This window comes from Ihubacter sp. rT4E-8, assembly GCF_049852125.1.
Classification (GTDB): domain Bacteria; phylum Bacillota; class Clostridia; order Peptostreptococcales; family Anaerovoracaceae; genus Senimuribacter.
The window spans coordinates 2,631,529-2,644,358 of the sequence record NZ_CP187532.1; the positions used below are offsets into that span (position 1 = coordinate 2,631,529).

Below are 12,830 nucleotides of genomic sequence, written 5' to 3' on the forward strand. Positions count from 1 at the left end.
TAACCACCTAACCTTCCACATCAATTCCAGTGATTTCTTTGAAGATGTCCTTGTCAAAGTTTGGAAGATTCATCACAATGGTCTTTTTTCTGTCTGAAAGACCATCCCACCACATCTGTCTTCCTGTTTCCTTTTCAATGTGCTTTAAGAATCCACCTGTCACTGAATATTCAGGATGCTGTTCTTTTTCTTCATCTGTCATGTCATCTTCCCATATCCAAGAAAGAACATTTGAAGGACAATCCATCAGAATGTATCTTGCATCTGAATTCAACCAATCCTGATATGTCCAATCAGAAGGTTTGTTGAACAAGAAAATTTTTGGTGATTCAGTGTTGAAGCATCCATTTGAAAAACAAGTCTTGTTCCAATCACCGCTGTTGCAATCACCGCTGTTGCGATTACCGCTGTTCCAATCACCGCTGTTGCAATCACCGCTGTTGCGATTACCGCTGTTGCAATCACCGCTGTTCCAATCACCGCTGTTGCAAAGTCCAGTGCAGGCTTTTCCCAAGTTCACAAGGTCAAGAACTTCCTGCCAGGTGATTTTCCTGATAATATGAATTTTGTTCGTGCAGCACTTGCTGTCATCATCTTGGGTGTCAATGTCACCAAGTGCTTCCACTTCTGCAACCTTATTGTCAGGGTCAAAAGAATAATATCTGAAACAGTCAGATGCTTTTGTGCAGAAATGAAATCCCCTGTCACAACATACTGGTGTGACATCTTCTTCAAATACTTTTCCTACTTCAAACTGAAATCCTCTGCAAGTCCAGTCTGAATTGAATACTTTGTAACCTTTCATGTGTTTTTGTCCATCCTTTCATATTTTGTCATCACACTTTTATTCCTGTGATTTCTTCAAACTTCTGCTTTGTTATCACATAAGTCCATTGACCTGACATCTTGACTGCCATTCCAAACTTCAATGTTCCCTGCTGCAATCCGATTCTGACAAACTGTTCAGAAGCACCAAGAAGATGTGCAGCTTCTGCAACTGAAAGTCTGTTGTCAGGACTATTGTTCCAGTCAATCATCATTTCACCACCTTTCCTTGTATCTTATCAAGATACATCAATCGCAAAAAAATATTTCATCAATTTCCTGACAAGTCAAATTGTATCTAATTTTGATTGCCCTGATTTCAGACATTGTGAATTCAGCACCGCCAGTTGAATTGATTTTTGCATTCAACCGCTGAACAGAAATTCCAATTGCTTCTGCCAGGCTTTCTTGTGTGTCACCATGTAATTTCATCACACTAACAAATTTGTTCTTATTCATCAACTTCACTTCCTTTCTTAACATGAACCACCATCTGAACCATGAAATGCACCAACTGGATATTTCCAGTCTTCAACAAATATGTCATCAACAGTGAATTCACCAGTTTTTATTGAATGCACTGCCTGTTTATCATCCAGGCATAAACACGATTTTGCACCACAAATGAAATCATCAAGATTCTTTTTATTATCCAGTGTGAATCCAAGTCTTTCTTCATCTTCCCTTAATTCCTTGTATTCATCAGGATAGATTTCACTGAATCCCTTCATCAATGGTGGTGTTGAAAAGATACATGCTGCACAACTGCATCTGTTCCATCCTAATCTATAACAAGGATGTGGATTTACATGATGTCTTTTCAGGACTTCCCAAACATCTTTTTCAGTATAATCAATACAACACCGCCACTGATGAACAATTCTGTGATTTCTTTTTTCAGCATTTGTTCTGTGAATCTCAATTTCATTATATTTTGACCGCCCTGCTGATTCACCCCTTCTTTCACCTGAAACAATCAAGATTTTCTTGTCAGATTTGGTTTCTTCAAGGTTTGCTGTCACACTGTCCTGAACTGCTGCTTTTAGATTTCCACTGCACCATCTTCCCTGATGTGTTCCACCCTTTGCAGGAAACTTGTGTCTTTTGCCACCAAGTTCTTCAAGCCTGTCCAAGTTTGAAACAACTGAATCTGCAACCATAACTTTCAGATATGCAGAACACCATCTTCTTGAAAGGTCAGGTGATTTTGCAGGAAACTTCATTCTGCATCCATATTCTTTCAATAGTTCTTCCATTTCTTCCAGGCACTGTTCTTTGATTTCCTGACATTTCAAATAATTTGATGACAGCTTGCACTGTTTTATTTCACCAGTGTCAGGGTCAACCCATTCAATAGGGTCTGATGCACCTATTCTGTATAATTCACCAAAGAATCCATTGACACGATATGAAACCCTTAACTTGACACCTTCTGCATCTGCAAGTGCTTTCATATAGTTCTGTGTGCATTTCCAGTCCATTCTTCTTGTAGGATGTCCACCATCTATGTCATGATGCCACAATTCAATTTTTTCCTTTGGAACACCAAGTTCAAGCAGTTTATAAAAACATGCAATTGAATCTTTACCACCTGAAATCAAAACAACAATCAAGTCATATTCTTCCAGGGGAAGAAGTTCAGGAAGATAAATGTTTTCAAAATGCTTTGAATCCTTTCTTCCATCAACCCTTGGTTTGATTGAAATACCTTTGCCATATATAGGTGAATCCTGAACACCAAGGACAACTGGTGTGTCCATGGTGCAGTCTTTATCTTTTATGAATTCCATTTATGCCACCTTTCTTTTCCCTGGTTATGCAACCAAGGAAGCAAGAAATTCTGAATCAGTTTTATATTTATAACCATCAAGCATTTCATCTGAAAAACCATTTATGAACTGCCAGTGAAGCATTGTCTTCAAAGTCTTGTCATCCTTTGCAATCATGTCATGCTTCTTCATAAGGTTATATGCTGCAAGCATCACATCAAGTGCAGAACCTTCAACAACAAGTTCTTCAACAATCTTCTTTGGTTTATTCCATTCTTCCTTCTTAAAGAACAAAGCACCAATGAAGGTTTTCTTTCCATTTACAACAACAAGTTCCTGCTTTGTTTCCTTTGTAATATCATCAAACACTTTCTGAATTCTAACTTTTACATTCATCATTTTTCATCCATCCTTTTCATTTATTTTGGTGTTTTCGGTTTGTATCTTATGAAGATACATCAATATTAGCATGTATCTTGAAGGGTGTCAATAGGTTTTTTCAAATTTTTAAGATATTTTTTCAAGAAAAATTGAAAAAATAACGCATTTATGCTATTATCAAGATACAATCATAAATAAGAAAGGATGTGACCATTATGACAATGGGGACATATATCAAGCAATTAAGGGAAGAAATGGGAATATCCCAAGAAGAACTTGGAAGGTCACTGAATCCACCAGTGAACAGGGCAGCAGTGAACAAGTGGGAAACGGGTCAGGTTGAAAATATAAAAAGGACACACATTCAGCAGCTTGCAAAGAAGTTTGGTGTTTCCCCTTGTGAATTGATGTGTTTTGATGACCGCTTTGATTCTGCCAAAGCAGCAGAAGAAACCAAAGCAATTGAACTGGTTCAGAAGCATTTTGGAAAAGATGCAGTTCATGTGTTGCAGATGTTTATGGAATTGAATCAGACTGGACAGCAGAAAGTCCTGGAAGACTTGTCAGACATGACAGAACTGTCCAAGTACACTGAAAAAAGGGAAACTGTATTGAAAAACGCATAGGGAACATCATTTTTGTCAACTTCAATTCAAGATAAATTCAAGATGAAAGTCAAGATGTAACCCTTGAAAACAAAGGAAAAGTCAAGATGTCAATGATTGTTTTGACTTATTTATAATCAAAGAATAAGAAATCATCAAAAATCAATGATTCCTTAAAAAATAATTATAATATATAGAATACATCACATCTTGACTTTTTGAACACCAAAAACCATTGAAAGTCCAGTAAAATCAAGGCTTTCAGCAAAGTCAACATGAAAGGAAGGGATTCAAGATGTCAAAGGAATATACTTGGAATAAAGATGAAGAAAAATATTTTGAATGTTTTCTTTCAAAATTATCAGATGAAGAAAAGAAATGTTTGAAACTAAATAGGTTATCAACTGGACACATAGAGCCTTATTTTAATTCATATCCACTTGGAAAAATAAAACTTCAAGGAAGAAAACATTCCATGCAAATATTAAAATCATTATATAAATTTGAAACAATTGAAGGAAATGTGGATGATTTCATTGAAAGAATAGATGATGTTATAACCTATTTAAGAAAATATTGTAAATGAAAGGAAGGATTCAAGATGTTTGGAAAGAAAAAAGAATCAGGACTTGCAGTTCAGCACTATGAAGGAATTGAAGGATTTGCCACCAATTATCCATGCAGACTGGAACTGGATGCAGATATGCTGACAATTACCAGGATAAAACCTGAAACAACTGTTACACTTCCAAGGAACAGGATTCAGTCAATCAGTGCAATGGAAGAATCACAATTCATGCAGAAATATCATGGAAATGCTGCATCCACTGGAAAAGGAATCAAGAAATATTTCCTGGTCATTCATTATGACAAAGGAATGCTTGCATTTTGGGGAACTGCAAAGGAATATGGTCAGTTTGTAAAAATGCAATTTGGTCAGACCGCTGCACCAAGTCATATTTCATTGTAAAATAAAAAATTCCCCTGACTGCTACCAACAGCCAGGGGAAAAGGATGGAAACCAAATCAAATGGATGAAATGGTCACCAAAAACACCAATATAATTATACCATTTCATCCTGAAAAAAGAAAGGATGATGGTCATGAAATTACCAAACAAATATGGTTCAGTTTACAAGCTGTCAGGGAAAAGAAGAAATCCATGGGCAGCAAGGAAGACTGTTGGATGGAAACAGATTCCTGAAAAGAAAAAATCCTATCCTGTTTATAAGTTTATAGGATATTATGCAACCAGGGCAGAAGCACTTCAAGCACTTGCGTCTTATAATGAAGACCCTTATGACCTGCACCTGGACACAATCACATTTGCAGAAGTATATGAAAAATGGTCTGCAATTCACTATGAAACCATCAAAGACTGCAATGGTTACAAAGCAGCATTCAAGACCAGTGAACCGCTGCATGACATGAAATTTGTGGAAATAAAACTTGACCACCTGCAACAATGTGTGGATGAATCAGGGAAGAACACACCAACCTTGAAGACATTGAAAAATCTGTGGGGATTGATGTGGGATTATGCAGTCATTCATGAAATAGTCACCCCTGACAAAAGGGATATAATCAAATATGTGGACATCAACAAAGCAGGGAATCCAAATGCATACAACAGAAAACCTTTCAGCAAGAAGGAAGTCAAAATGCTGTGGGATGCACAAGAATCCAATGAATATCTGTCTGTTGTTCTTATTCTCATATACACTGGTGTCAGAATCGGTGAATTGCTTGATTTGGAAAAGAAAGACATTCACTTGGATGAAAGATGGTTCTATGTGAAGGAATCAAAGACCAGTTCAGGAATCAGGGAAGTTCCAATTGCAGAAAAGGTTGTTCCTTTCTTTGAATACTGGATGAAGAAGGACTGTGACCATCTGATTTGCACACCTGATGAACGGCCTTTCAAATATCGCAATTATTATGATTCATACTGGATTCCTTTGATGCTTCAATTGAACATGGGAAAGTATGTCATCAAGGAAGATAAAAAAGAACCAGTCTATGAAGGACACCGACCACATGACACAAGACACACCTGTGTCAGCCTGCTGACCGAAAAGAAGGTTGATGAAAGAATTGTTCAGAAAATTGTTGGTCACAAAGGACAGAATGTCACACAAGCTGTTTACACTCACCTGGAACTTCCAATCAAACTGGAAGCAATCAACCTGATTTGAAAGAAGGTGACCTGAATGAATAGAACAGCATACAAAAACCAATTCAATGCAGACCATTATGAAAGAATCAATTTTTCAGTTCCAAAGGGAATGAAGCAGGTCATCAAAGACCTTGCAGCAGACAAAGGAATGTCCATGAACAAATATTTTCTGTTCCTGGTGAATAAAGACCAGGAAGGTCTGTTTGATAATATGCAGCTTGCAGAAAAGTCCAGGGAAAAGATTCTGACCATCAAAGGGAACACACATGATGGATATGATGTTTTCTTCAAAGATGGAAGAATAATTCATTGCAGAACCAAACTGGACATCAGAAAATGTCTTGCACAAGACAACAAAAGTCTTGCACAAGACACCTGATTCAGTGTTACTATTTTGTTTCTAACTTGTTACTAACAGATAGAAATTCAGAAAAATGGACAAAAAGAAAAATCCCACAAATCCAAGGAAAACCTTGAATCTGTGGGATTGATTTTTGCTGTCGAACTATCTCTTGGAGAACTGGGAAGCTCTTCTTGCTTTTTTGAGACCGTATTTCTTTCTTTCTTTCATTCTAGGGTCTCTTGTCAGGAAGCCTGCAACCTTTAAAGGCGCTCTATATGCTTCCTTGTCAGCCTGACATAACGCTCTGGAGATACCATGTCTCAAAGCTCCTGCCTGACCGGTAAAACCGCCGCCTGCCACAGTGGCGATAACGTCAAACTTGCCTTCACATCCAGCAACTTCGAAAGGTCTTCTTACCTCTCTCTTGACGATTTCCATACCGAAGTAATCTTCTAAGTCTTTCTTATTTACAGTAATCTTTCCAGTGCCCGGGATTAATCTAACTCTAGCAACTGAATGTTTTCTTCTACCTGTTCCCTGGTATTGTAATTTTGCCATTGTCTATTCCTCCCTTTCACTAGATTTCCAAAGCTTCCGGCTTCTGTGCTGTATGAGGATGCTCAGTACCAGCATAAACCTTTAACTTCTTAAACATCTGTCTGCCAAGTCTTCCATCAGGAAGCATGCCTTTTACCGCGTGCTTGATGATTTCTTCCGGCTTTCTTGCCTGTAACTTTTCGAAAGTAACCTCTCTGAGTCCACCCGGATAACCAGTATGTCTCTTATAGATCTTCTCTTTTCTCTTTTTGCCGGTTACTTCTACCTTCTCAGCATTGATAACGATTACATAATCGCCGCAGTCAACGTGCGGAGTGTAGGTCGGCTTGTTCTTTCCTCTCAGAACAGAAGCAACTTCAGATGCCAGTCTGCCGAGAGTCTTACCTTCTGCATCGACAACGTACCATTTACGTTCTACTTCTGCAGGTTTTGCAATGTAAGATTTCATTGATTCTTCCTTTCTACCTACTGGGATATCTTCTCTCGATATCTTGTTCGGTTCTGTCTACTGGGATTCCAAAGAGAATCTGTTTCGACATAACTAAAATAACTTTTAGCTTGCAGCGCTGCCGAACCGTTCAGTTCTACGCATACAAATCGCCTGTGAACGCACAGTGCATGACTATTATATAGCAAAACCCAAGCAATTGCAACAGTTTTTTCATTGTACAAAGAAAATCCAAGAAAAAACTTCCACTCTATGTAAACAAAGGTGTGGAAAAATAGCGTTCAGCCGTATCCGGCAGAATCGTAACTACTGTTTTTCCCTTACCTAACTTTTTAGCCAGCTGCAAGGCCGCGGCCACATTGGTGCCGCTGGAAATGCCGCACATCAAACCTTCCTTTGCCGCCAAATCTTTCGCTGTCTGCAGCGCTTCTTCATCAGACACAATATAAATGTCATCGTAGATTTCCTGATTCAGCACTCCGGGAATTACGCCGTCGCCAATACCCATTTGAATGTGGGTACTAACTGTACCGCCAGCCAGAATCGCGGCGTTTTCCGGTTCTACAGCCCATATCTCAATCTGTGGATTCAAAGCCTTCAAGGTTTCTCCGATCCCCGTAATCGTACCGCCGGTTCCTATACCTGAACAAAACCCGTCAATAGGACCTGCCACCTGCTCCAAAATCTCAAGACCGGTATGATGACGATGTACCATCGGATTAGCCTGATTCTCAAATTGCTGCGGAACAAAAACTTTCGGATTCTCCGCCGCCATTCGATCCGCCATCTGCACACATTCCTCAATGCAGTCGCCGATATTTCCCGCGTCATGTACCAGAATCACTTTCGCTCCGTAATGTTCCACCAGCAGCCGACGCTCCTGACTTACGGAGTCTGGCATGATAATAACAGTTTCATAACCCTTCACAGCGCCAACCAGCGCCAATCCTATACCCTGATTACCGCTGGTCGGCTCTACGATAATAGAATCCGGCTGTAAAATTCCGTCTTCCTCCGCCTTTGTAATCATATTGAAAGCAGTCCTGGTTTTAACACTGCCGCCTACATTAAGGCCTTCAAACTTGACCAAAACCCTGGCGCCCTCCGGGTCTGTCATTCGATTTAACGCTATCATCGGAGTATGGCCCATAGCTTCCAGCACATTATTATATATCATCTCTACTCTCCATCTTATAAAATTTCATTATCAAATCAGTATATCACAGATCTCAAAGAGTTGTAAAGACTACTACTTGTTTTTTTTTTTGACAATTTCTCATCTTTGTGCTATAGTAATCAAGTACAAAAAAATAGGACAGTTCGTGACCATCCTGTCTATAAACAAAACTACGGAACCAAGCGAAGATATTTTAACGCGCGCGTTTTCCGTGCGCGTTTTAATTTGCTATCAGCCTGGAAAGTCACGAGGAATGGAGGAAATATGGAGCGTTATGGAATCATAACTGAAAAGAACCCGCGCGAAATCGTACTTTTACGCGGCTGCGGCTGCAGATGGAGACGATGCCGTTTCTGCGATTATCATCTGGATTTCAGCAGAGACACAGAGGCCAACTATGCACTGAATCAATCTGTTCTGGATCAGGTTACCGGCGTCTATCACCGCCTGGAGGTAATCAATTCCGGCAGTTTCAGCGATTTAGATGAAAAAACCATGGCGCGCATACGCCAAATCGTAACGGCAAAAAACATACGGCAGATTCATTTTGAGTGCCATTGGCAGGATCGATCAGCCATCGAGGAAATTCGGACGGCCTTCGCAGCTCTCGGCGTTGCGGTAAAGGTCAAAATCGGCATTGAAACATTCAACGCGCTGTTTCGTGAGTCCTACCTGGATAAGGGTATTGACGAGATCAATCCCGCCAAAATCGCCGCAAGCTACGACGAGTGCTGTCTCCTTTTCGGTATCCCGGGTCAAACCGCAGAGTCCATGACCCACGATGTAAACCTCGGACTGAAATACTTTGATCGCGTATGCATCAACGTAATGACAGAAAACACCGCTCCGATCAAGCCGGACGCCTCTGTCATAGATATTTTCACAAAGGATGTCTGTCCCACTTTTATTGATAATCCCAGGGTTGACATTTTAATGACAAACACGGATTTCGGTGTTGGAGGTGATTCCTATGAGAAATGAAATGATTCTAATTGGCAGCTTGCTGCTGATTTACGGCACAGTTGTGCTTTTCTACCGGCTGCTGGGCCGAACAGGTCTGTACATGTGGACAGTCGTCGCAACCATTGCCGCTAATATTGAGGCTCTTATCCTGGTCGATGCCTTCGGGATGGAACAGACGCTGGGAAATATCCTTTTCGCGTCCACATTTCTGGTGACAGATATCCTCAGCGAAACGGAAGGAAAAAAATGTGCAAATACAGCTGTCAAAATCGGTATTATGGTCAGCCTGAGCTTCGTAATACTGAGCCAATTATGGCTGCTGTATACGCCCAGCTCTAATGATTGGGCCATGCCGTCTATACAAGCCATCTTCTCCAATACGCCGAGGATGATGCTTGTCAGCGTAGCAGTCTATGGTATTGTACAGGTCTTTGATGTTTTCGCCTACCATACAATCTGGAAGCATACAAAAAAAATCCTTGGAGACTCGCGAAAAGGGCTCTGGATTCGAAACAATGGTTCTACTCTGTTGTCCCAACTGATGAATACTGTACTTTTTACGTTCGGCGCTTTCTACGGTATGCACTCCATGGGCACCTTGATCAGCATTTGTCTGTCCAGCTATGTAATCTTCATCGTTACCAGTCTTCTGGATACGCCTGCGGTCTATCTTGCTCGCCGTCTAAAGGAGCGAGCACAAATCCCTGAAGAAAAACAGTAATTCAGACAATAAGACCCCCTTCTAAACTGATTTTACAGCAAGGGGGTCTTGTCTTCATTTACGTTGACTAATGTTTCTGCTCTTTTTTCTTTCTCCGTGGCGTATGGCTCATAATCCTTCCGCAGAGGCTTGTGAACTTATAAATATACCGAAAAAGCGCTTCCGTAGCGATGAGGAATACAACCAGCAGCATTGCAGCCTGTCCTGAAATGCTGTTGATTCCAAATAGATCCGGCATAAAGAAAGTACAAAAAGCCATGCCGCCTACCATCACCGCGATAAGCGCGGTATGGAGCGCATTAAAAGGTCTCGCTATTTTTCCCAATATCATGAAGCCCACCAGACCTACCAGAATCGTGCAGGAAGTGGATATGCACACCGGATCAATTTCAAATACCTGACCAAAGATAACCAGAGAACTAACGCTGATAAATGTCGTTATCCCTGCCGGCGCGGCCATCTTAAATACATTGCCGAAGAAAGTGCCCTTGATCAAATTCTTATTCGGTTCTAACGACAACACAAAGGAAGGCATACCGATAGTAAACATACTAATCAAAGTAATCTGCGACGGCTTCAATGGGTACGATAACACACTGATCATAGAAAACAGCGCTAATAACAATGAGAAAATGTTCTTGGTAAGAAACAGGCTCGCAGACTTTTCAATATTATTAACCACTCGTCTTCCTTCTTCTACCACTGACGGCATCTTAGAGAAATCCGAATCCATCAATACCAGCTGCGCCGCATTGGATGCCGCCTCACTGCCGGAGGCTATCGCGATGGAACAATCCGCGTCCCGCAGCGCCAAAATATCATTAACGCCGTCGCCCGTCATGCCTACAGTCTTGCCCTGCTTTTTCAAAGCCTTAACAAACATTCTCTTTTGCTCCGGTGTTACTCGACCAAATACAGTATATCGTTCCACAGCCTCAAAAATTGCCCTCTGATTCACAAGCTGCCGTGCATCGATATACCTGTCGGCGTCTTTGATCCCCGCTTCCATCGCCACATTGGAAACAGTCACCGGATTATCTCCTGAAATAACTTTAATATCTACCCCGTTATCAGCAAAATATTGGAAAGTTTCCGGTGCAGATTTTCTGATAGGATTTGTAAGGTAAATAAGCGCAAGAAGCCGCGCGTCCCCCTCTAAAGGCTGACCATCCGGTATATCCTCGGTCTGACAAAAAGCCAAAACCCGGTATCCCTGTTCGCTGAGATCCGTAATATAATTCTCATACTGTGCAAATCTCTCTCGAAGTACAAATTCAGGAGCGCCCAGTACATAATTACCATCAGAAAAAACAGCGCCGCAATACTTGTATTTAGAAGAAAACGGACATATAGAATCCACCTGTTTTCCCTCAGGCTTTGCAAAATATTCCTTCATTGCAGCCATAGTAATGTTATCACTACTTTGTACAGCAACTAAATCTCCTATCATACCATACAGTACATCCTCATGAGAAGCATCTACCATAGGCTGCATCCCGCACACCTTCATTTCATTTTCCGTGATAGTTCCCGTCTTATCGACACATAGAACGTCAACTCTGGCCAGAGTCTCAATGCAGCGCATATTCTGAACTAGAACATCCTTCTTCGCAAGACGCATAGCGCTAACTACCATAGCAATACTGGCCGTCATATACAGTCCTTCGGGAATCATCCCCAATACAGCCGCTACCATAGATGTGATACTGTCAGTAAAGCCTCCGTCCAAAATAAAACACTGCTGCACAAACAAAGTAATTCCCACAGGAATGATGATAATACCGATAATTTTTACCAGCCAGTCCAATGATTTTATCATCTCAGACTGCTCGCCTTTTTTATCCTTTGTTGCTTCAATTGTAAGCTTAGATATATAGGATTCACGACCAACCGCAGTAAGGCGCGCCACACAGTGACCAGATATGACAAAACTCCCCGACAAAAGCTGTGCGCCTCTGGTTTTGGTTATCTCATCAGATTCACCCGTAATTAACGCCTCATTGACTTGTATACTTCCGTCAACTACCTCCGCATCTGCCGGTATTTGGCTTCCTGCGCCGAGAATAATACAATCCTCCAATACCAGCTGTTCTACAGGTATCTGTACCTCGTGTCCGTCGCGCAGAACATGCACCTTAGGCATCTTCAATAATTTCAGTTTATCCAGCGTCTGCTTAGAACGAATTTCCTGAGCGATACCAATCGCCGTATTAGCAAAAACAATAAACATGAAGGTCAGATCCCTAAACTGGCCTACAATAATTAAAAGCACTGCCAATACAGTGAAAATAAGATTATAATAGGTTAAAACATTTTCTTTGACAATTTCTTTAACTGTTCGAGTTGAGGAATCCACCTGCTCGTTTCCAAGCCCCTGATGAAGTCTAGCCTCAGCTTCTTGACTTGTTAATCCCAACATTACTGCCTTTCTCCTTCTGTTAATGGTATTATTTTATCACAAAAGAGTCAAAGATGAAACAGATAATGTAAAATATTGTAGCGCCACTTCTTGCTTCCTTAAATGTCCATCCCATTTCAGAGGTGTTCTTCGGACACTAAAAAAGCAAGCTACTTCGTAACTTGCTTCTTACTGAAACCGGCAACGCTCGCTTCGTTCGCTTCTTCAGTCAGAAAGCTACATTCGCTTTCTTCCTTCCGCTGTCCCGTTTTGTACGCTACGCTAAAAAAAGAAACCACACTGATGTGTAGTTTCCTTTTAACAAAACTGGCAACGACCTACTTTCCCAGGCAGTCCCCCGCCAAGTATCATCGGCGCTTAGGAGCTTAACTACTGTGTTCGAGATGGGAACAGGTGTATCCTCCCCGCTATTGTTACCAGATTCCTTTTTTCCCCTTTGATCCTG

16 protein-coding genes and 1 rRNA gene are annotated in these 12,830 nt (G+C 41.0%); 7 read left to right on the forward strand and 10 right to left on the reverse strand.

The genetic code is table 11. The features are described from left to right. Nucleotides 1–7: 7 nt before the first annotated feature. The 5 genes from ACPW7J_RS13010 to ACPW7J_RS13030 are packed head-to-tail and all read right to left on the reverse strand — an operon-like array spanning nt 8 to nt 2,993. Nucleotides 8–805, reverse strand: coding sequence for a pentapeptide repeat-containing protein (locus tag ACPW7J_RS13010; protein ID WP_425755398.1), 798 nt, complete (start codon nt 803–805; stop codon nt 8–10). A 31-nt stretch (nt 806–836) separates the two neighbouring features. Continuing rightward, nucleotides 837–1,040: a hypothetical protein gene (locus ACPW7J_RS13015; RefSeq protein ID WP_227160465.1), complete on the reverse strand. Its 204-nt coding sequence runs from the start codon at nt 1,038–1,040 to the stop codon at nt 837–839. A 34-nt stretch (nt 1,041–1,074) separates the two neighbouring features. Further along, nucleotides 1,075–1,284, reverse strand: coding sequence for a helix-turn-helix transcriptional regulator (locus tag ACPW7J_RS13020; protein WP_118455471.1), 210 nt, complete (start codon nt 1,282–1,284; stop codon nt 1,075–1,077). A gap of 17 nt (nt 1,285–1,301) precedes the next feature. Further along, nucleotides 1,302–2,615, reverse strand: coding sequence for a phosphoadenosine phosphosulfate reductase family protein (locus tag ACPW7J_RS13025; protein WP_227151422.1), 1,314 nt, complete (start codon nt 2,613–2,615; stop codon nt 1,302–1,304). A gap of 24 nt (nt 2,616–2,639) precedes the next feature. Next, nucleotides 2,640–2,993 carry a hypothetical protein gene (locus ACPW7J_RS13030; RefSeq protein ID WP_227151424.1) on the reverse strand — a complete coding sequence of 118 codons (354 nt, stop codon included), beginning with the start codon at nt 2,991–2,993 and terminating at the stop codon, nt 2,640–2,642. A 197-nt stretch (nt 2,994–3,190) separates the two neighbouring features. Here ACPW7J_RS13030 and ACPW7J_RS13035 point away from each other — a divergent pair, with 197 nt between their 5' ends. From ACPW7J_RS13035 to ACPW7J_RS13055, 5 genes are all read left to right on the forward strand, one after another. After that, a complete protein-coding gene (locus ACPW7J_RS13035) occupies nt 3,191–3,601 on the forward strand; it encodes a helix-turn-helix domain-containing protein (RefSeq protein WP_227151426.1) in 411 nt (136 codons plus the stop codon). A gap of 274 nt (nt 3,602–3,875) precedes the next feature. Next, nucleotides 3,876–4,166: a hypothetical protein gene (locus ACPW7J_RS13040; RefSeq protein ID WP_227151428.1), complete on the forward strand. Its 291-nt coding sequence runs from the start codon at nt 3,876–3,878 to the stop codon at nt 4,164–4,166. Between the two features lie 15 nt (nt 4,167–4,181). Beyond that, the gene (locus ACPW7J_RS13045; RefSeq protein WP_227151429.1) at nt 4,182–4,550 is read left to right on the forward strand and encodes a hypothetical protein; all 369 of its coding nucleotides are present in this window, start codon (nt 4,182–4,184) and stop codon (nt 4,548–4,550) included. A 133-nt stretch (nt 4,551–4,683) separates the two neighbouring features. Further along, nucleotides 4,684–5,775, forward strand: coding sequence for a tyrosine-type recombinase/integrase (locus ACPW7J_RS13050; protein ID WP_425755399.1), 1,092 nt, complete (start codon nt 4,684–4,686; stop codon nt 5,773–5,775). Between the two features lie 15 nt (nt 5,776–5,790). After that, nucleotides 5,791–6,135 (forward strand): hypothetical protein, encoded by a 345-nt coding sequence (locus ACPW7J_RS13055; RefSeq protein WP_227151431.1) that lies wholly within the window; start codon nt 5,791–5,793, stop codon nt 6,133–6,135. Between the two features lie 126 nt (nt 6,136–6,261). On the opposite strand, the gene rpsI is transcribed toward ACPW7J_RS13055, so the two are convergent. The 3 genes from rpsI to cysK form a co-directional block, all read right to left on the reverse strand. Continuing rightward, complete coding sequence (gene rpsI, locus ACPW7J_RS13060) at nt 6,262–6,657, reverse strand: 30S ribosomal protein S9 (RefSeq protein WP_161875122.1); 396 nt, start codon at nt 6,655–6,657, stop codon at nt 6,262–6,264. Nucleotides 6,658–6,676: 19 nt separating this feature from the next. Then, on the reverse strand, nt 6,677–7,105 hold the full coding sequence (rplM, locus tag ACPW7J_RS13065) for a 50S ribosomal protein L13 (protein WP_161875121.1): 429 nt from the start codon (nt 7,103–7,105) through the stop codon (nt 6,677–6,679). A 250-nt stretch (nt 7,106–7,355) separates the two neighbouring features. Continuing rightward, entirely contained in the window at nt 7,356–8,282 is a 927-nt protein-coding gene (cysK, locus tag ACPW7J_RS13070; RefSeq protein ID WP_161875120.1) for a cysteine synthase A, read from the reverse strand. Nucleotides 8,283–8,546: 264 nt separating this feature from the next. Between cysK and ACPW7J_RS13075 the strand changes: the two genes are divergently transcribed. Together ACPW7J_RS13075 and ACPW7J_RS13080 are read left to right on the forward strand one after the other, a co-directional pair. Next, on the forward strand, nt 8,547–9,263 hold the full coding sequence (locus ACPW7J_RS13075) for a radical SAM protein (RefSeq protein WP_424960222.1): 717 nt from the start codon (nt 8,547–8,549) through the stop codon (nt 9,261–9,263). Next, entirely contained in the window at nt 9,253–9,966 is a 714-nt protein-coding gene (locus ACPW7J_RS13080) for a queuosine precursor transporter (protein WP_424960223.1), read from the forward strand. The genes ACPW7J_RS13075 and ACPW7J_RS13080 overlap by 11 nt, the downstream gene beginning before the upstream one ends. Before the next feature lie 67 nt (nt 9,967–10,033). On the opposite strand, the gene ACPW7J_RS13085 is transcribed toward ACPW7J_RS13080, so the two are convergent. Together ACPW7J_RS13085 and rrf are read right to left on the reverse strand one after the other, a co-directional pair. Next, on the reverse strand, nt 10,034–12,385 hold the full coding sequence (locus ACPW7J_RS13085) for a cation-translocating P-type ATPase (RefSeq protein ID WP_424960224.1): 2,352 nt from the start codon (nt 12,383–12,385) through the stop codon (nt 10,034–10,036). A gap of 304 nt (nt 12,386–12,689) precedes the next feature. Further along, a 5S ribosomal RNA gene (gene rrf / locus ACPW7J_RS13090) occupies nt 12,690–12,806 on the reverse strand. Between the last annotated feature and the right edge of the window lie 24 nt (nt 12,807–12,830).

Excerpts from the sequence above, each read along its gene's own strand:
- ACPW7J_RS13010 (WP_425755398.1), bottom strand. The coding sequence starts at position 805 with ATGAAAGGTTACAAAGTATTCAATTCAGACTGGACTTGCAGAGGATTT.
- ACPW7J_RS13015 (WP_227160465.1), bottom strand. The coding sequence starts at position 1,040 with ATGATGATTGACTGGAACAATAGTCCTGACAACAGACTTTCAGTTGCA.
- ACPW7J_RS13020 (WP_118455471.1), bottom strand. The coding sequence starts at position 1,284 with ATGAATAAGAACAAATTTGTTAGTGTGATGAAATTACATGGTGACACA.
- ACPW7J_RS13025 (WP_227151422.1), bottom strand. The coding sequence starts at position 2,615 with ATGGAATTCATAAAAGATAAAGACTGCACCATGGACACACCAGTTGTC.
- ACPW7J_RS13030 (WP_227151424.1), bottom strand. The coding sequence starts at position 2,993 with ATGATGAATGTAAAAGTTAGAATTCAGAAAGTGTTTGATGATATTACA.
- ACPW7J_RS13035 (WP_227151426.1), top strand. The coding sequence starts at position 3,191 with ATGACAATGGGGACATATATCAAGCAATTAAGGGAAGAAATGGGAATA.
- ACPW7J_RS13040 (WP_227151428.1), top strand. The coding sequence starts at position 3,876 with ATGTCAAAGGAATATACTTGGAATAAAGATGAAGAAAAATATTTTGAA.
- ACPW7J_RS13045 (WP_227151429.1), top strand. The coding sequence starts at position 4,182 with ATGTTTGGAAAGAAAAAAGAATCAGGACTTGCAGTTCAGCACTATGAA.
- ACPW7J_RS13050 (WP_425755399.1), top strand. The coding sequence starts at position 4,684 with ATGAAATTACCAAACAAATATGGTTCAGTTTACAAGCTGTCAGGGAAA.
- ACPW7J_RS13055 (WP_227151431.1), top strand. The coding sequence starts at position 5,791 with ATGAATAGAACAGCATACAAAAACCAATTCAATGCAGACCATTATGAA.
- rpsI (WP_161875122.1), bottom strand. The coding sequence starts at position 6,657 with ATGGCAAAATTACAATACCAGGGAACAGGTAGAAGAAAACATTCAGTT.
- rplM (WP_161875121.1), bottom strand. The coding sequence starts at position 7,105 with ATGAAATCTTACATTGCAAAACCTGCAGAAGTAGAACGTAAATGGTAC.
- cysK (WP_161875120.1), bottom strand. The coding sequence starts at position 8,282 with ATGATATATAATAATGTGCTGGAAGCTATGGGCCATACTCCGATGATA.
- ACPW7J_RS13075 (WP_424960222.1), top strand. The coding sequence starts at position 8,547 with ATGGAGCGTTATGGAATCATAACTGAAAAGAACCCGCGCGAAATCGTA.
- ACPW7J_RS13080 (WP_424960223.1), top strand. The coding sequence starts at position 9,253 with ATGAGAAATGAAATGATTCTAATTGGCAGCTTGCTGCTGATTTACGGC.
- ACPW7J_RS13085 (WP_424960224.1), bottom strand. The coding sequence starts at position 12,385 with ATGTTGGGATTAACAAGTCAAGAAGCTGAGGCTAGACTTCATCAGGGG.